The sequence below is a fragment of the Ruegeria atlantica genome (assembly GCF_947495585.1).
In the GTDB taxonomy this organism is placed as follows: Bacteria; Pseudomonadota; Alphaproteobacteria; order Rhodobacterales; family Rhodobacteraceae; genus Ruegeria; species Ruegeria atlantica_G.
Map to the genome: position 1 here is coordinate 1 of NZ_CANLZK010000030.1, position 16,410 is coordinate 16,410.

The following is a 16,410-nucleotide window of genomic DNA, read 5'->3' on the forward strand; positions in this document are numbered from 1 at the left end:
GACGATGACTTCATCGATGTCACCTATGTCTGATTACGGACTTGAGCAGCCAAACGGCAAGTTAACGTGAAATCAACGTCAAAAATTCGCAACAGAGCCCCTCCCAAAACAACTCTGTCAAAATCCTTTCGCCCTATTGGCTTCAGCGATGGGCTTCTCCCCAATCATTCCCTCACATGCTGCTTTAGCAGGAACTGATTCTTGAAGTTCTTCAGCCCCGGCATAACGTCGGCATTGGCGATATCGACATTCGCGTGGATTTCATGCTCCAGAAATTCCTTCAATGCGTCATCATCGTCGCTGACCAATTCAATGATCAGGTCATATCGACCCGCGACCCACAGAATGAAAACAACCCGAGGGTTCTTTTCAAGCCGCTCCGCCACCTGGCGTGGGGTCACGCCAACAGCCACATTCAACCCAATCATCGCGTCGGTTGTGTACTCTGTGGCCACGGGGTCCGACATCGCGACGATCCGCAACATGTTATTGTCTCGCAGACCGCTCACCCTGTTGCGGATGGTTCCTTCGGACACGTTCAACTGCTGCGCAATCTCCGAAAAGGCCATCCGGCCATCTTGCTGCAACAGCCGGATGATCTGTTGGTTCAAGTCATCCTTTGGGGACCTAATGCTCTGTGCGGTGGCGCGCACGTTTGATTGCTTTTTGACTGCCATATACCCGACGCTCGATTGCTGCATTCGTAGCTGAGACTAGGTGAGGACATCGAAATCCGCAATTCTCCGCTAAGAAATCTGTGGCAGGAAGTGCAGAAAACGACATCCTTTGCCCTCGACACCGCAGATTCCAAGGACGGTGACGCGGGCCTATTGCCAAATTTTCTGTAAAACCCCGTTGGAATTGCGACTCTCGCAATCCACACGACCTCGTTATTCGAAATTCGTACCACCATGCCGTTTTTTGACCAGATTATTTCCGATTCTTGCCCCAAAATCCCAATTAGTCGCGGAAATCGAAATATCGCTAGACGAAAAATGCGATATTCGCAGTCGAAACCTCAAGTCCCGGCGCGGCGGGACAGAGCCGGCAAGTAAGAAGACCGCGAGAAACGGAAAAACCATGCGCCTGTCGTTGGACTGACGGGTGCAGGTGGCAGTGTCGAAGGGAGGACAAATGACAATTGCCGAGGAAAGAGCGCAGGCCGTTGGCGGGCCTCAGCACGGGCTGACTGCCGGGGCGTATCGCAGCGAAGAGTTCTGGCAGAGGGAATGCCAGACTGTCCTGGCCAAGAACTGGGTGTTCATCGGGTTTGCCCATCAGATGGCCAATCCCGGTGATGCACATCCAATCACCTGCGCAGACTTGCCACTGCTGGCGGTGCGCGGTCGTGATGGCGATATTCAGGTGTTTCACAATGTTTGCCTGCACCGCTGCATGACATTGGTCGACAAGCCCAAGAATGTCGGCAAGCTGATCCGCTGCCCTTATCATGCCTGGGCTTACGATCTGGATGGACGCCTGCGAGCTGCACCGCATTTTGCCGGAACCGGAAAGCAGGAGTTCGACGGGTTTGACATCAAAGAGCACCGGCTGAAGCCCGTGCGCACCCATGTCTGGCATGATTGGATTTTCGTCAATCTTGATGGGAACGCGCCTGAATTCGAAGACTATGCCGCGCCTTTGATCAGCCGGCTGGAGGGGATGGATTTCACCAGAGTGGAACCAATTGGCCTGCTCGACTTTGGTGAGATCGGCACCAACTGGAAGCTGATCATGGAGAACTTTATCGAGCCCTACCACGTCCAGTTTGTCCATGCCTCAACCACCGATCAGCCGTTGGAAAACCACTATACCCTCATCGACGGCAACTGCATCGGCAGCGCCGTGGACCTGAACGAAGAATTGGGCACATCCGGCAGTCTGGGTGTCAGCTCTCGTTATCTGACCCTGTACCCCAATTTCATTCTGGGCCGCTATTTCCCGGATCAGCTAGGCGTCTATCTGAACGTGCCCATCGGTGCCGGAAAAATGCGCCAGTACCGAGCACTTTACACGACAGAAGGCCAGGAACTGAGCGCCGAGGAAGTGCAAGCCCTCAGAAACCTATGGTGGGATGTCCACAAGGAAGATCACGAGATGGTTGAGCGCATGTTTGAGGGGCGCAAATCCCCGGTCGCCGAGGATGGGGGGCTGTTGTCGCCCGCTTGGGAGGACAGCGTCCGCGCCTTTCAGGATCTGATCGAGCGCGACGTGGCCGGTGCTTAAGCAAGAAGGAACAATATCGATGAACAAGTCCATATCCAAAGGGTTTCGTCTGGCCCATACGATGATGCGGGTTACCGACATGGAGAAGTCATTGGATTTCTATTGCGGAATTCTGGGTATGGAAGTGCAGCGGCGCACGGATTACCCCGAAGGCAAATTCACCAACACGTTTATCGGCTATGGGCCTGAGGCCGAATTCCCCACGCTGGAGCTGACCGCCAATTGGGATCAGGGCACGCCTTATGACAAAGGCGACGGCTGGGGTCACATCTGCATCGAAACGCCAGATGTTTATGCCGCGTGCGAACAGCTGGCTGCGGCTGGGGTAAACATCACCCGTCCACCGGGGCCAATGAAAAACGGCACAAGGGTCATCGCCTTTTGCGAGGACCCCGACGGTTACAAGGTCGAATTGAACGAATCCATACTGAAACACTTGGCACAGGAAGGCTGACCAAATGGGTGACACACCTCAACTTTTCAAATTCGATCTGGTTCAAAACCGTTACGACTCGATGGGGGACAGCGACACTTACATCAAACCGATGGTGACCAGCGAATTCAGCAAGTCCATGTGCGGCGGTATCAACGTTCTGAACAACATCAAGGTGCCGTGGGATCTGACCTGCGACGAGATCATTTATTGCCTGGAGGGTACATTCCGACTGGTTTGCGATGGCAAAAGCTATGTTTGCAATCGTGGTGATGTGCTGTTTGTCCCAAAGGACAACCACATTTCCTACGAGTCGGACGGCAAATGCGTGATCTTCTATGCCGCCTACCCTCACAACTGGAAACAGCTTGCCGTGATCACGCAGGTTCCGGGCATCGACCCCGACGATTTTGTCCCCGGCTGAACATCTTATCCGCTGAGCGACAAAACAACCGAAACCAGCACCAACACTGAGGGGTCACCCTCGGTGAACCAAATCTGATTGCCATTCGATGGGAGGACGCCGAATGCCCAAGGATAATGCCAGCACCCGCATCTACTACGAGACTTTCCATGACGCTGTCGAGCGTAACCGCCCGCGTATCGCAGAGGTACGGCAACGTCTGGAGGAGGCTGGTGTCAAATACGTGATGGCCGCCTGGATTGACCTGCACGGTATTCCAAAAACAAAACCCGTACCGATGAGTGATTTTGAACCGCTATGCCTTGGAAAAGGCCCGCAATTCGCGGTGCATTCGATTTCGTACGTGCCCGAGCTAAGCCCCGCCGACAGCGATCAGGTGGTGGTTCCGGATCTCGATGCCGTCTACGTCTGTCCGTGGGACACATCGATGGCGATCATCTTCTCGGATCTCTACTGGGAAGACGCACCCTATAATGTCTGCCCGCGTCAGGCCCTGAAACGTGCCATGCACGAGGCCGCGCTGGAAGGGTACACTGGTTACGCCGGGGTAGAACCCGAGTTTATCGTGATGAAATATGACGACGCCGGGCAGCCCGTTAAGGCATTTGACGATGACCCTGCAGATGGACTTCGTCCGCGTCGTCAGGCATTTGGCTATGATGTTGAGTATTCAATCGACTCAATGCCATTCCTAAAAACCCTGATCGACATCATCGAAGGTTTGGGCTGGAACTTGCATGACGTGGTGGCCGAGGGTGCGTACTCCCAGTTTGAGCTTGATTTCCACTACACCAACCTGCTGGAAATGTCCGACCGGTTGGCTTTTCTGCGCATTACATTGAAAGAGGTGGCCAAGCAGCATGGGCTTTTTGTGACCTTCATGCCAAAGCCAACTGTGGGGGACTGGCGGTCCGGGGCGCATATCAACCTGTCGATGCAGCATGAAAGTCGCCCCGGCGAAAACATTTTTGAGACCCCTGATGGCGACTGGAGCGACGAGAGTCGCTGGGCAGTGGGCGGATTGATGCAGCACGCCGAAGCGATCACGGCAATCACCTGTCCGACAGTGAATTCCTATAACGGGTTGGTGCCGCGCGTTGGCGGTTTTGAAGGCGGCACCGTCACCTGGGCTCCGACCAATATCACATATGGCTTCAACAATCGCTCGGCCCAGTTCCGCCTGCCGCAAAGCCGTCACTGCATCGAAAACCGTGCCTGCGACATGACCATGAACGTCTATCTGGCAATGGCGATGCATCTGAGCTGTAGTGTTAAGGGCATCAAAGATAAGATCGACCCGGGCGAACCAACGGATTTTGATCTCTATTCTAAGACCGAAGCTGAACTTGCCAAGCTCGGAATCCGCCGATTGCCGCGAACGCTCTATAACGCGATTGAGGCTTTGCGTGGCGATGCCATGGCGGAACATGTGATGGGCCCGGTGATGCGTAGTTCTTATCTCGAATACAAAAACGATGAGTGGGAGCGGTATCACCAATCGGTCACCGATTGGGAAGTGCAGGAATATCTGCGGCTCTACTAAAACAGGAAAGGATCAGGTGGTGCCGGATTTTGAGATTTACGAGCTGGGCGACTTTCCGCTTTTGTCGGGCGAGGTATTGAAGGATGCCAAGCTTGCCTATCAGACCTACGGAACAATGTCGGCCGCCCGTGACAATGTCATCGTTCTGCCCACCTTTTATACCGGCACAAATTCCCGTAACGAGGGGTTCTTTGGCCCGGGTCGCGCGATTGATCCAAGCCGCCATTTTATCGTCAGTCCGAACCTGTTCGGTAATGGTCGCTCATCGTCGCCATCGAACACGCCTGCGCCGCAGGACGGCCCGCGATTTCCGCTGGTGCAGATGTGGGACAACATCGCTGCCCAGCATCGGTTGATCCATGATCACCTGGGGATCGAGAAAATCGCCCTAGTCGCTGGCTGGTCAATGGCGGGCTGCCAATCCTACCAGTGGGCGGCGCAATACCCGGACATAGTCCAAGCGATCCTGCCTTTCTGCGCCTCGGCCAAGACCTCACCGCATAATTTTGTCTTCCTCGAAGGGGTCAAGGCCGCCCTTTGTGCGGATCAGAATTGGAACGGCGGTAATTATGACAGCCCACCCGAGGCTGGGCTTAGCGCCTTTGGCCGGGTTTACGCAGGCTGGGCCTTCTCTCAGACCTTCTATCGCGAGGGGCTATATCGGCAGCTGGGATTTCAATCCATTGAAGAACTGATGCAGGATTGGGAGCAGGACCATGTGCAGGGCTGGGATGCCAACAACTTACTGGCAAAGCTTGCCACTTGGCAGGCAGGCGACATCTCAGCCGGGCCGCTTTACAATGAAGATTTTGAACTGGCGCTAGGTGCCATCAAGGCTCGTGCCATTCTGATGCCTTGTACTCAGGATCTATATTTCCCTCCCGAGGACAATGAAATTGAGGCCCACTACATACCTCGCGCCGTCTTCCGCCCTTACAATTCCCCTTGGGGCCATTGCGCTGCCAACCCAGGCAATGACAGAGGTTTCACTGCGCAGCTAGATGCCAATATTCGGGAACTTTTAGAAGATTAACACTTGGTGAATAGCTGGGGGCCTTACGCATTGAGGTTCCAGATCAACAGACGGCAGCTGACCGCATCAGTAGTGCTTTTCGCGAGTGCCGCTCTTGCCGCAGGTATGGAGCGGCAGGGTGAGTCTGGCGATTGGACAATTTTGATCGATCCTGAGAAAGGAAATGGCCGCTTCACGTGGAAGCCCTTCGAAGGCGTGATGACAGTCGAAAATTGCGTCGCGCCCAATCAGGCTGGCGGCTTCTTCGCCGCTTACAAACCGACCTGAGTTCAGAATGAGGACGGGCCGACTATCATCGTGAACTTCGATTTTGGTGACGCATGGTTTGAAGGCGAAGCCGGAGGTGTTTTTAAGAATGGTATCATCGGGGGTTACGCATTCTTCGACAACCCTGCGTTTGTAAACGAATTCGAAAAACGCCAAAGCGTCACTATAATTGATGAAAGTTAAACCGAAATAGATCTCGATCCGAGTGGGTCATCAAAAGCCATCGACGCTGTTTTGGCATGTCAGGCAGAACAGCCTGATCCACTTAAGAACTTGGTCGTGACCGACTATTGCAGTGGATTGATGTTTAGCACGCACGGTTGCTTGTCTGATGGCATCGCATCAGCGCCTACTTGTGAAATCCGCACGCGCGACTTGGCATGGTCAGAAAAAGGTCGATCAAGAAAAAACACCGTTTCGATCATCATGGGGGTTCAGATCAAATTTGCAGAGTTACCTCTACAAGAATAATCGATCCTGAAACAGAGTCGCGGCACAAAGATGTCCCCCGCGAAGCCATAGAACGGACCTCTAGTCTGACTGATCAGTCATAGATTTCTACCGACAGCGCATCCATCGCATATGAGGTTTCGATATTTGCCTGGCCGTCCACGTAATTGAGTGACTGGGACCTGCTCAGTGCCCGCATTTCCCCGCTTATCCAGACAGGCTTATATAACTCGTCGATTTTGAAGCCTTGTTCGTATCGCACATAAACCATCTGATTGGCTGGAGGTGGTGGTGTGTGAATGCAGGCTCCAACTGTAGGAACCAGAAGGAATTCGACCGCCTTCTGGTCGACAATATCCAGGGGAAGGAGATAGCCGGGAAGACGCACGTTCTCCCCCAAAAGGTCAAGGTTCGGTTCGCGCGCGGCAATCAACCGTTGGTTCATCACAATTTCGCGTTGTTCAAACAACCAATCTGGGTCAAGACCTTGAGATACGAGGTCTTCGCGGATCTGAAACGCTTCGGCGCGCTTTTCGTCATCCGCAGTGTCCGCATGCAGAATCTCAATCCGATAAAGCATGGCCAACGCATTGACCTGAGAATATTCTAGGGTGGCAAAAGGATCGTGGTAAGGCCGCTCTTCAGGAAGGAGATCTTGCCAACTTATGTTGCGCGGATCCGCTGCTAGAAGAGGCCCCGCAATCGCAAGGGCGAATAAGATATTCAGAAAATGTGCAATGGTCTTCATTTCAGCGGATCCTCTTATTCAAAGCCGCATCGACAGTCCGTCTGATAGCGTCATACGGTACACCCTTAACGCAGGTATAATACTGGCAAGAAGACCAGAGCAGAAAACGATGGCTATGAGAAGAACCTCGCGAAAACTCGGCGGGCCAACACCGATGCGAAGCCCAAAATTTGCGGCAAGAAGCGGATCTATCACGAGCGTGAGAGCGCTGAGCGCGATTACTCCAAGCACGATGCCGGCCGACAACAATAAAACGGCTTCAAGCAAGATCAGGGAAAAGACGCCGGCTGGTGTTGCGCCCACGGATCGAAGGATCGCAAATTCACGCCGCCGGTTGTCGAGTGAAGCAGACAACATGACCACCATGCCGATCATTCCGGCCACTGCCACAGCGCCTGCCATCAGACGCAGCGCTGTCTCGGCCGTACTGGTAATCGACCAAAGCTGCAACAGCGCAACATTAGGAAGAACAGCGGTCAGTGCCTCGTCGCGATGGTCTGCCAGTTGCCGTTGAACTGAAAGCACCGCCGTTTTCTCCTCCAGCCCGGCAAAAATCGCGTTGATGGTCCCCGGTTCATGATCATGGCCATCGTGATCGTGCCCGTCAGAGGTCGTGACAGTTTGCCCCTCGTCTTCATGGCCGCTTCCGTGAGCATGACGGTCGTCATGTTCCTGATGGCCTTCTTCGTGCTCGTCAGACTCGTCTAACTCCACATGGTCATGGTCTTCGTGTTCTTCGGCGACTTCAGGTGCATCGACTAAAGCGAACGGATCCGCAACCGCTACTGCCGGTTCTTCGTGCAAGGCGTCAAAACCATCGAGTGAGACAAAAACCATTCTGTCGACGGCCGTCCCGGTATGCCCCAGCACGCCGGTCACTGTGAATGGCGCTTCGTCGTGCACATCAAAGGCGACTTCCCCTGAGCCATGGGCATTCACGATTTCAGTGCCTGACGTGTACCCGAAAGCCTGAGCAACTTTTGCTCCAATCACTGCGCCATCTGGAGATTTAAACGGAACACCTTCAGCAAATATCAGTTGCTGGCCGCCACTATGACGAAAGTGGTCAAAATATTGCTCGGACGTTCCGATCACGGGATATCCACGATGGTTGTCACCCATCATGATCGGCACTGTCCAGCTTATCTGGGGCAGATCTTCGATCTTCTCGTAGCTGTCCCAGCTGATACCAGCGCCAGTTGTGCCGACACCAAAAACCGTTGCCATCAGGATCTGCACATCGTTTCCGCGTGCCGCAATAATCAGGTCGATCCCTGATGCAGAATTGGCAAAACCCGCTCGTGCCTCTGTTCGCAGTCGTTCAACCCCAACAATCAAAGCCACGCTCAAGGCAATGCTAAGAACAGTTAACGCAGCGATAAAGCGGCGATTGAGAAGGCTTTTATAACAAAGATTGAACATCACGTTTTGCCTGCGTTCAGCATCGGCAAGTCAACGCTCCGATCGAAGTGTTTTTCTAGGCTGCGATCATGGCTGACAAATAACAAACTCGCCCCTGATGCTTTGCATTCCTTCAACAACAACTGGACAAACGTGTCTTTCGCTTCCTCATCCAAAGCCGAGGTGGGTTCATCCGCCAAAACTACTTCAGGCGCCCCTATCAGAGCACGCGCCGCCGCAACGCGTTGTTGCTGCCCAACACTCAGTGCGCTGGCAGGTCGATTGATCAGCTCAGCATCCTCGAGACCCAGCTCACTTAGCAACCGTGTTGCGGTAGCTTTGGGGTCTGGCCCCGACCGATTGCGCCGTTGCGCTGAAAACCGGCAGGGCAGCAACGTGTTTTCAAGCGCACTGAGCCAAGGCAAGAGATTAAAGACCTGGAAAACAATCCCCAAATGATCCACGCGAAAACGGTCACGATCACCTCCGGCCAAAGCCCCTACATCCGTGCCTGCAACGCGAACCGCGCTTTGCGGTACATCGATCACGCCAGCAATTGCCGAGAGCAACGTGGTCTTTCCGCTGCCACTGGGGCCTCTCATAAACACGCTTTCTCCGGCCTCAAGATCGAAGCTATCGACTGAGAGTACCGGGTCAGGTTGACCGGGCCACCGAAACACCAAGGATTTGAGTTCGACAGTTTTCATTGATGACACAGATGCTTTGGCTTGGTTTTTCAAAGATAATTGAGCTTTTTAGTGATCCAGAAAAGGATCTCTGCCAAAACACCAATGGCTCCGGCTTTGTCTGTCTTGACCAAAGCTGTTCCTGACGTTCCAAATTGCAAGGAATTACTGTCTGCATCTGCAGGTAGTTCAACCAATACGATGTAGCTGGATATCCCGGCTAGTTCGCGCAATGAGGGAAGACCTGATCTTAGATCAACAGTACCTTCGACAGTTCCGACCGGAAAATCGGAAATACGGCCGGTAATTTCTCCACCGGGTTCCGTTCTAAAAGCAAGCCGGATTTCATCACCGACCGAAACGTTAGCGCGACTAGATTGGGGCAGAGTAGCAATTACTGCATAGTCCCCAGGTTTGACAAAAGTTATTGCCCCTTGTAGCGGAGTGGCGCGGTTACCTGGCCGTAGTGATACAGCCGTGACAACGCCGTTTCCCGGCGCTTTTACAACTGTTTGCTCTAAATCCCAAAGAGCTTGCGCAAGTGTCTGCTCGGCCTCCACAACACCTGCGTCACGCCCGTCGATCTTCGCGGCGATACGTCGCTCAAGGCTTGTCTTCCGGGCTTCTGCTGCGCGGATATTCGCGGTCAACTGGTCGATGGTTGAGACAGCTTCTTGCAGTTGGAACGTGGTTGATGCCCCGCGTTCTTCCAAACGGATGATGTCATCACGACGCTGAATTCCGAAAGTCAGCTGAGCAGTCAGGGATTCAATCTCGGCCTCGGCAGCTGATAAATCTGATACCAGTTGGTCGGCAGATGACTTTGCAGTTTCCAAGACAGCTTCGAGCCGGGAAACCTCGGCTTTGAAAACCTCATTATCTATCCGGAATAGGGTCTCGCCCTTTGCGACTTCCTGGTTTGGCTCCACAACGACTTCTGTAACCGTGCCCGCCACGTTCGGAGCAATATTCGTTGAAACACCCTGAATGGATACCGGGCCAGTCGGAGTTGTGTGGTTCAACGCACCGATGACCACCAGAGCGATAACAGCGGCTACACCGTAGGCTAGAGTTTTCCAGAACCCATTCCAGGGGAGAAGGTGAAACTTGGAAAAGACCAGCCAGACTATTCCAAAGTAGAGGCCAAGTACGATTAACAAGTTTTCATTCCTTCGTGATGTTTCCGGAAAGTTCGAACGACCACCCGAACTTACGAGTGATCGCCCTGTTTGTCATGATGACTTATTTGTCACCTTGTTCTTCCAACACTTTGCGGTTGGCTTCACGATGGCGCCACGCCGCGCCCATACTCTCTTTCAGGTTTTCGGGAAGCGCTTCCAGAGGAACAACAAGGTCGTCATCAACTGGCCACTCGGTCAGCAGCTCAGGATGATATCCCTCAGGATAGTACAGCTTAGGATCGATCTCCATATCGCGCACGTAGGGTTCTTGAATGTCTTCGCGCCGATGGGGTGGCTTCGGCACGATCAACTGACCATTGCTAAAGTCAAACTGCGGCGCTCGAGAGTTTGGAAACTCGGGCAATATGCCTTCGCGAACCCATATCTGATCTTTGGTGACGTTCACAACGATCCCGTCAGGCGCTCCAAAGTGATAGGGGCCTTTCCAGTGTTCTCGGATCTCCGCTACGGTTTCCTCGATCTGATAGGGGTCATAGCTCATGTGAGTATTCATCAGAAGCCGGGGTTGAACCAGATTGGCAATGTAGCCGGCCGCATAACTGGGCGTGTGATGGGTGTCGACGGTATAACGCCCCAGGAAAGGCGGCACGCCTTGAACTCCGGATGAGATTTCGATGATTTCCTGCTGCTGTTCCGTGACGAAGACATCACAACCTTTGGCAAAAGGAATGTCGATCATGTTCGGTCGACCGTCACCTGTCCATATAAAGCACATGCCATTCCAGTCCATCCGGTATCCGGACGCACCGTCCTTGGCATGGCTTCTTTGCCAGTGCGTGACTTTGACCCCGTCTTCATCATAGATCACGCCACCATTGTCACGGAAATCAAATTCGTTGACTTCGATGTCCCAACCTTTGCCAACGGGGAAGACGCTGAACGCATCCCGGTGCCAGCCGGTCATCATTTTCATGCCTTCTACCATCGTTGCGGTGCCGTACTCCTTGGTGCGGCCGGATGGGCCGTGGACGGTCAACTGCTCGTGCCATCCACCGGCCCAGGTTCCGAACATCCACAGGTACGGCAACCCACCAAAGTGGTCTACGTGCAGGTGCGTGATGAATACATCGGTAATTTCATTCAGTGCATAGCCACTGGCAATGATGTTCGCTGGTGAGCCCTCACCAATGTCAAACATGAATATCTTACCGTTACCCAGCTCAACAAGAATCGCCGTGTTCATTTGCCCAGGACGAATGAATGGGGCAGATCCCATGAAGATAATTCTCATCTCGTTGGGCTGTACATCTTCGGTGCGTGGGAACCAGTTTGCCGCACTTTTCAACCACGGTTGAGGAGAGATGCCCTCAAAGGTCAGACCCTCTTTCCAACGCCCCATTGGGACGCCGCCAGTCAGTGCAGCCTCAATATCTTCTTGGGATGAGGGCTCCTGTACCGGAGGAGCCTGACCGAACGCACTTGTGGCGAACAATGTCGCCGCGGTGGCGAGTGCGCTGAGTGACTTAATTGACTTCCTCTGTCTGTCTTGCAGCATTTTTTCAGTCCTTTGTTCGAGCCTGGGTGAATATGGGAACCACTTCTGAAATGGCTTTCGGGACAATCTCTGAATTGGTGAATCGAGAGAGATGCTCGGCGATTTCCTCTGCCAACCCGTCAAGGCTTTCGGTGACAGGATCGATCAAACATGGTGACGTCTGCTCATTGACCTTCCGGGCCCTCTCCAACTCGGCTGAGAGCAACTCGAAGTCCCCGCAAAGTGCCTCGAATCCACGATGGTTCTTTCGCATGATGCGGATGCGGCTGATTTGGTCCGGAAAAGCGAGCTCTAGTAAGTTGATATCCGTCATTGCCCTGGCGCCTAGTCCATCTCTGGGCACCAGGCTGAGGGCACAACGCGCAACGCGGAAGGGTGACACCGTGAAATTAGGGTGACATTCAAATATTCCTTTGACAGTATGGAATTGAAAATACAGAGAAACTTGAAGTTTCAGATGCCCGACAGAGAATTGACCCTTGATCCGGAACGTCACGCGACCCGTGTGAAGTACGCGCTGGACCAGGTATTGGCGAGTGACATATTTGGCAAGGCGGAACGCCTTCGGAATTTTCTGAGCTACGTTGTCGAAGAGGCCATTGCGGGTAGATCCGAGGCTATTCTTGGCAAAACAATCGCTCAGGATGTTTACTTCAAGAGTTTTGCCAGTGATGACGGCCACATCAACGTTGTTCGTGTGGATGCGGGGCGGTTACGGCGAAAACTTCAGCAGTACTATGAAACGGCAGGTGCTGAAGACGATCTGCGCATTCACATTGATAGCGGCGGCTACGCGCCTTGGTTCGAGGACCGCTCTGGTACAATTCAGAGCAATGTCGATCACACGCCATTCAGGCCAGGATTACCCTGGCTGATTGGCATCCCTGCTGTCACCATAGCGATCATTGCTCTTGCTTACATCTTGGGCGGGCGCATGGAACAGATTGTTGATCTAAACCCAAAGACATCCGCGCGCTCACTTGAGCGAAAGGCTCTTTCCGCTAAATCACCCGCTGCAGTACAGGCGTCAAACTACTGCGATCAAGCTCGGGGCCTGCTCTTTCCAATCGCAACTATCGATAACCAGATCCTGGCCAGCGACATATTTAGAATGGCAATAAATGAGGCTCCCGATTTTTACTGTGGATATGCCGGATTGGCCCATAGTCTGGGAACCCAGGCTCTACTAACGCGAAGCGAGGAAGAGCGTGACGCGCTGATACTGAATTCAGGACAAATGGCACAGAAAGCTGTGGACATTGCGCCCTCAAACGGCTGGAGCCAATCGGCAATGGCATGGGTATCTTATGTTTCTCGCGACTATGACAGAGCTTTGGAGTATTCAGCACTCGCCCAGTCGCTTCGACCCAATGACGGAAACGTTCTGGACTTTCGCGGCGTGATACTACTGGTTGTGGGTCGCTTTGAAGAAGCGTATGACGTCAGCGACCCAAGCCACCCCAGAGAGATAGGAAGTCATCGGTTTGCCCACAGGAACATTCACGCGGTTGCCAGTTTTCACATCGGTGAGTTTAGGGAAGCAATCGCGTCTTTGAAATTTGCGAATGACAATGGTGACCCCGTCAGTGCACTGTCTTTGGTATTTTTGGCGGCTTCCTATCAAAGGTTGGGCGAATCCAAAGAGGCACATGCAACCTTGAATAAACTGAAACAGTCGTGGCCAGAGTTCAGGCCGGATCTTGTTCTAGCAGCATTTTATTCCAGTCCAAATCTATCGGACGAAGTGATTTCAGCCTTAACAGATGCGGGATGGCGTTTTTAAGAGAAACTCCTTCGAGTGGCGACAGGGGACAGGCTCAATTGCTTCGAGTGTGTTTTACCACCAAGATACAAACATACCCTGATGGTGTAAGTGCACCCCGAAATTACGGACCTTGGAAGCCCAGCAATATCGGGCTGAAAAACTAATCTCTCTTTTATAATGACGGCCCATACCGGTCACTCGACCAAGGTTAGCTGTGCCGCGGTCGCGTCCCGGTTTACGGACATTCGCTGCGACTGTGCAGTCCACGGCGTGCTGAGCTAATAAAACACGCGGATTGTCGGACTTTCCCGAAACGCGGCCCAAATCACCGCCGCTCATGCGCGCAATCAGTTGGTATCTTGTCCGGGAAAAAGCCCAGGACCTAAACATCTTAATTTGATCGGATCTGACTACTACTATTTTTTGGTGCTTGTAATTGCGCGCCAGTCTTCCGGTGGAGGCCTGTCTAACAGGCTTTGGGCGCGGGCCATCATGGCGACTGAGGCGGGATCTCCATTTCGTGTTCGGTCCGCAACCTCAAATGCGGCAACAGCTTCTTCAAACTGCCCTGCCCGGTAGTGCGCAAGGCCTTGTTCATAGGCCTCTATCCAGGCAAATGACCCGTCACACCCATTTGCCATCGCTATCAGTTCGTAGACCACCAGTTCTTCAATGCGTCCAAATACGGTAAGCGTGTCCAGTTCGCGCACCACGATTGTGCCGGCCGCCTGTTGTCTCGTTTCCGGCCCAATGAGGATCAGCGTGCCATAATCTTTGTTGGCTCCTTCCAACCGGCTTGCAACATTCACGACATCGCCAATCGCGGTGTAGTTCAACCGCTGCTCTGATCCGATATTTCCGACCAAAGCCTCGCCGCTGTTCAGCCCGATCCTGACTCGCAAGGGAGTGCCGTCATCATCTTCAATTCCGGACGCGTCCACTGCGGCAACAAGGTCCAATGCTGCGCGGCAAGCGTTTTCAGCGTGGTTCACATCCTTGCGCGGCGCCCCCCAAAACGCCATCACAGCATCACCCATGAATTTGTCGATCGTCCCACCATTTTTAGCGATAGCCGTGGAGGCCGCGCTAAAGAAGGGCTCCATCAGTTGGGTAATCTTGGGGCCAAGTTTCTCGGACAGCCCAGTGAAACCCGTGACGTCGCAGAATAAAACAGAGATCTGCTTCATCTCTCCGCCGGGCTGTATCTTGATACCCTCAGCAAGCAGCATGCGCACGAGATCTGTGGGTACGTATTTTCGGAATGCCGACAAACCAGCCGCCATGCTGGCGGTGGCCGCAGAAAGATTGGAAAGCTCAGACAGTTTGGACGGTCTGCGCTCAATTTGCTCGACGTCAAAGCGCTCAATTTTACCAAGGTCCTCGGCGATGCGTGCCAGCGGATTTGCCACAACTTTGCGGATCAGCCAGATCGCTAATCCGGTTGCAACAACCACCACAATGATCAAAACGTAAATCAGATTGATCAGCGTCTCGTCGATGCCCGAAAGAAAGGCCGATTCAGGTATGACTGTGGCAACGCGCCAGCCGTAAAACCCCAGAGGCGTCAGCGCCACCGCATAAGGCACGCCGTCAATGACGACACGTTTCGTCAATGTGCCAGAGGCATTTGCTTGTGGGTCCGCCAACAGCCTTTCGCCCGAGATCATGGCGACTTCATAAAGCTTGCCCTCGCCCATGCGCGCCGGAGTAACCTCATCCGCTTCTGCATCGGGGACCGCAATGACTTTTCCATCGGCGTTCAGGATAAATGCCGCGCCAAATTCGCCGGGCGCAAGCGTTGCAAGAAACCGTGACAAACGATCCGTTTCGATCGCAACGGCCAGAACGCCTTGCCGCGTTCTATTGACGTCTATCGGACCGGCATAGGCGTAAACGGTTCTGTCACTATCCGGAAGGTCGCGCGCTTCGATCCACCCAGCGGAGTTGAGGCCCATGAAGTTTCTAAACCAGGCATGTTCGCGCGGATCATAGGATGTTTCGGTAAAGGTCCGCTCTTCGAACTGTATGTCACCGGGAATGAAGATGTAGCGGTCTTTCCGCAGCATTCGGTCGCGGATTCCCTCATCGATTTCAATCATCTCAAGCCCACCGTCACCCAGGCGATGTGACGCGAAAAAATTCCCGTCAGGCCAGCCGAAAAACATCCATGAGATATTCGGCTGTGCCTGCAATTGTGACAGAAAAACAAACTCCCGCTTGTCGGCCTGTCGTGTCGCGATGACGTTCTGAACAAAGATCGTGCGAACGGCCGCCCAGGCGGCTTCGGCCGACCTGAGTGTCACGCCCACCTCGATACGGACAGTGTTTGCGATCTGGCCGTTTATTTCTGCTGCAAGCATGCGGCTATTGTCGCGCGCTGTTGTCCACCACAGGGAATGAACAATAAACGTCGACACTCCGATAGACATAGCCACCAGAATTGACACAGCAATGCCTACACTAAATCGCAATAAACTCTCCGCCAAAAAGCCACGTGTTTGAGTATTGAATTGAGACAGCTAAGAGAGCAAAGTTTTCTTAGACCCAGACGCGATATCTCACGCAACTGTTAGTTAGAAGCAAAGGACTTTGTTGAAGCGAGCGCATGAACTCCAACCGCCGTTTCTGACGTTGGCAAATTGCTAGGCGCTTTGCACAGGTTGAGCATTCTCATCTGACTGGTCCAATTTGATTGTTAGTGCATCATCGGCCTTTGATCCATCGGGATGATGGTTTC

The 16,410-nt window shown here is 53.3% G+C and carries 15 protein-coding genes and 1 pseudogene; 6 read left to right on the plus strand and 10 right to left on the minus strand.

Going from position 1 to position 16,410, the window contains the following annotated elements:
- Positions 1–164 precede the first annotated feature (164 nt).
- The gene (locus tag QMP16_RS23145) at positions 165–701 is read right to left on the minus strand and encodes an Lrp/AsnC family transcriptional regulator (RefSeq protein ID WP_282154334.1); all 537 of its coding nucleotides are present in this window, start codon (positions 699–701) and stop codon (positions 165–167) included.
- Between the two features lie 433 nt (positions 702–1,134).
- Between QMP16_RS23145 and QMP16_RS23150 the strand changes: the two genes are divergently transcribed.
- From QMP16_RS23150 to QMP16_RS23170, 5 genes are all read left to right on the plus strand, one after another.
- Positions 1,135–2,226 (plus strand): aromatic ring-hydroxylating oxygenase subunit alpha, encoded by a 1,092-nt coding sequence (locus tag QMP16_RS23150; protein WP_282154335.1) that lies wholly within the window; start codon positions 1,135–1,137, stop codon positions 2,224–2,226.
- A gap of 19 nt (positions 2,227–2,245) precedes the next feature.
- Positions 2,246–2,680 (plus strand): lactoylglutathione lyase, encoded by a 435-nt coding sequence (gloA, locus tag QMP16_RS23155; RefSeq protein ID WP_085823161.1) that lies wholly within the window; start codon positions 2,246–2,248, stop codon positions 2,678–2,680.
- Positions 2,681–2,684: 4 nt separating this feature from the next.
- A complete protein-coding gene (locus QMP16_RS23160) occupies positions 2,685–3,083 on the plus strand; it encodes an AraC family ligand binding domain-containing protein (RefSeq protein WP_282154336.1) in 399 nt (132 codons plus the stop codon).
- A 103-nt stretch (positions 3,084–3,186) separates the two neighbouring features.
- Positions 3,187–4,626, plus strand: a complete 1,440-nt coding sequence (locus QMP16_RS23165) for a glutamine synthetase family protein (protein ID WP_282154337.1) — start codon at positions 3,187–3,189, stop codon at positions 4,624–4,626.
- Positions 4,627–4,645: 19 nt separating this feature from the next.
- Positions 4,646–5,659 carry an alpha/beta fold hydrolase gene (locus tag QMP16_RS23170; RefSeq protein ID WP_282154338.1) on the plus strand — a complete coding sequence of 338 codons (1,014 nt, stop codon included), beginning with the start codon at positions 4,646–4,648 and terminating at the stop codon, positions 5,657–5,659.
- Between the two features lie 66 nt (positions 5,660–5,725).
- Here the strand turns inward: QMP16_RS23170 and QMP16_RS23175 are convergent, their stop codons facing one another.
- The 8 genes and pseudogenes from QMP16_RS23175 to QMP16_RS23205 form a co-directional block, all read right to left on the minus strand.
- The gene (locus QMP16_RS23175) at positions 5,726–6,082 is read right to left on the minus strand and encodes a hypothetical protein (RefSeq protein WP_282154339.1); all 357 of its coding nucleotides are present in this window, start codon (positions 6,080–6,082) and stop codon (positions 5,726–5,728) included.
- A 388-nt stretch (positions 6,083–6,470) separates the two neighbouring features.
- Complete coding sequence (locus QMP16_RS23180) at positions 6,471–7,124, minus strand: DUF3299 domain-containing protein (RefSeq protein WP_282154340.1); 654 nt, start codon at positions 7,122–7,124, stop codon at positions 6,471–6,473.
- 18 nt (positions 7,125–7,142) lie between these two features.
- Complete coding sequence (locus QMP16_RS23185) at positions 7,143–8,546, minus strand: ABC transporter permease (protein WP_282154341.1); 1,404 nt, start codon at positions 8,544–8,546, stop codon at positions 7,143–7,145.
- Positions 8,546–9,232 carry an ABC transporter ATP-binding protein gene (locus tag QMP16_RS23190; RefSeq protein ID WP_058274488.1) on the minus strand — a complete coding sequence of 229 codons (687 nt, stop codon included), beginning with the start codon at positions 9,230–9,232 and terminating at the stop codon, positions 8,546–8,548. The genes QMP16_RS23185 and QMP16_RS23190 overlap by 1 nt, the downstream gene beginning before the upstream one ends.
- Positions 9,233–9,261: 29 nt before the next feature.
- Positions 9,262–10,047 (minus strand): HlyD family secretion protein, encoded by a 786-nt coding sequence (locus QMP16_RS23195; protein ID WP_348774637.1) that lies wholly within the window; start codon positions 10,045–10,047, stop codon positions 9,262–9,264.
- Positions 10,048–10,062: 15 nt separating this feature from the next.
- Positions 10,063–10,248, minus strand: a pseudogene (locus QMP16_RS23740) (biotin/lipoyl-binding protein); the annotation flags it as partial.
- 205 nt (positions 10,249–10,453) lie between these two features.
- Complete coding sequence (gntH, locus tag QMP16_RS23200) at positions 10,454–11,908, minus strand: guanitoxin biosynthesis MBL fold metallo-hydrolase GntH (RefSeq protein ID WP_282154342.1); 1,455 nt, start codon at positions 11,906–11,908, stop codon at positions 10,454–10,456.
- A gap of 4 nt (positions 11,909–11,912) precedes the next feature.
- Positions 11,913–12,221 (minus strand): hypothetical protein, encoded by a 309-nt coding sequence (locus QMP16_RS23205; protein ID WP_282154343.1) that lies wholly within the window; start codon positions 12,219–12,221, stop codon positions 11,913–11,915.
- A gap of 81 nt (positions 12,222–12,302) precedes the next feature.
- Here QMP16_RS23205 and QMP16_RS23210 point away from each other — a divergent pair, with 81 nt between their 5' ends.
- Positions 12,303–13,691 (plus strand): tetratricopeptide repeat protein, encoded by a 1,389-nt coding sequence (locus QMP16_RS23210; protein ID WP_282154344.1) that lies wholly within the window; start codon positions 12,303–12,305, stop codon positions 13,689–13,691.
- A gap of 398 nt (positions 13,692–14,089) precedes the next feature.
- Here the strand turns inward: QMP16_RS23210 and QMP16_RS23215 are convergent, their stop codons facing one another.
- Complete coding sequence (locus QMP16_RS23215) at positions 14,090–16,090, minus strand: adenylate/guanylate cyclase domain-containing protein (RefSeq protein WP_282154345.1); 2,001 nt, start codon at positions 16,088–16,090, stop codon at positions 14,090–14,092.
- Positions 16,091–16,410 lie beyond the last annotated feature (320 nt).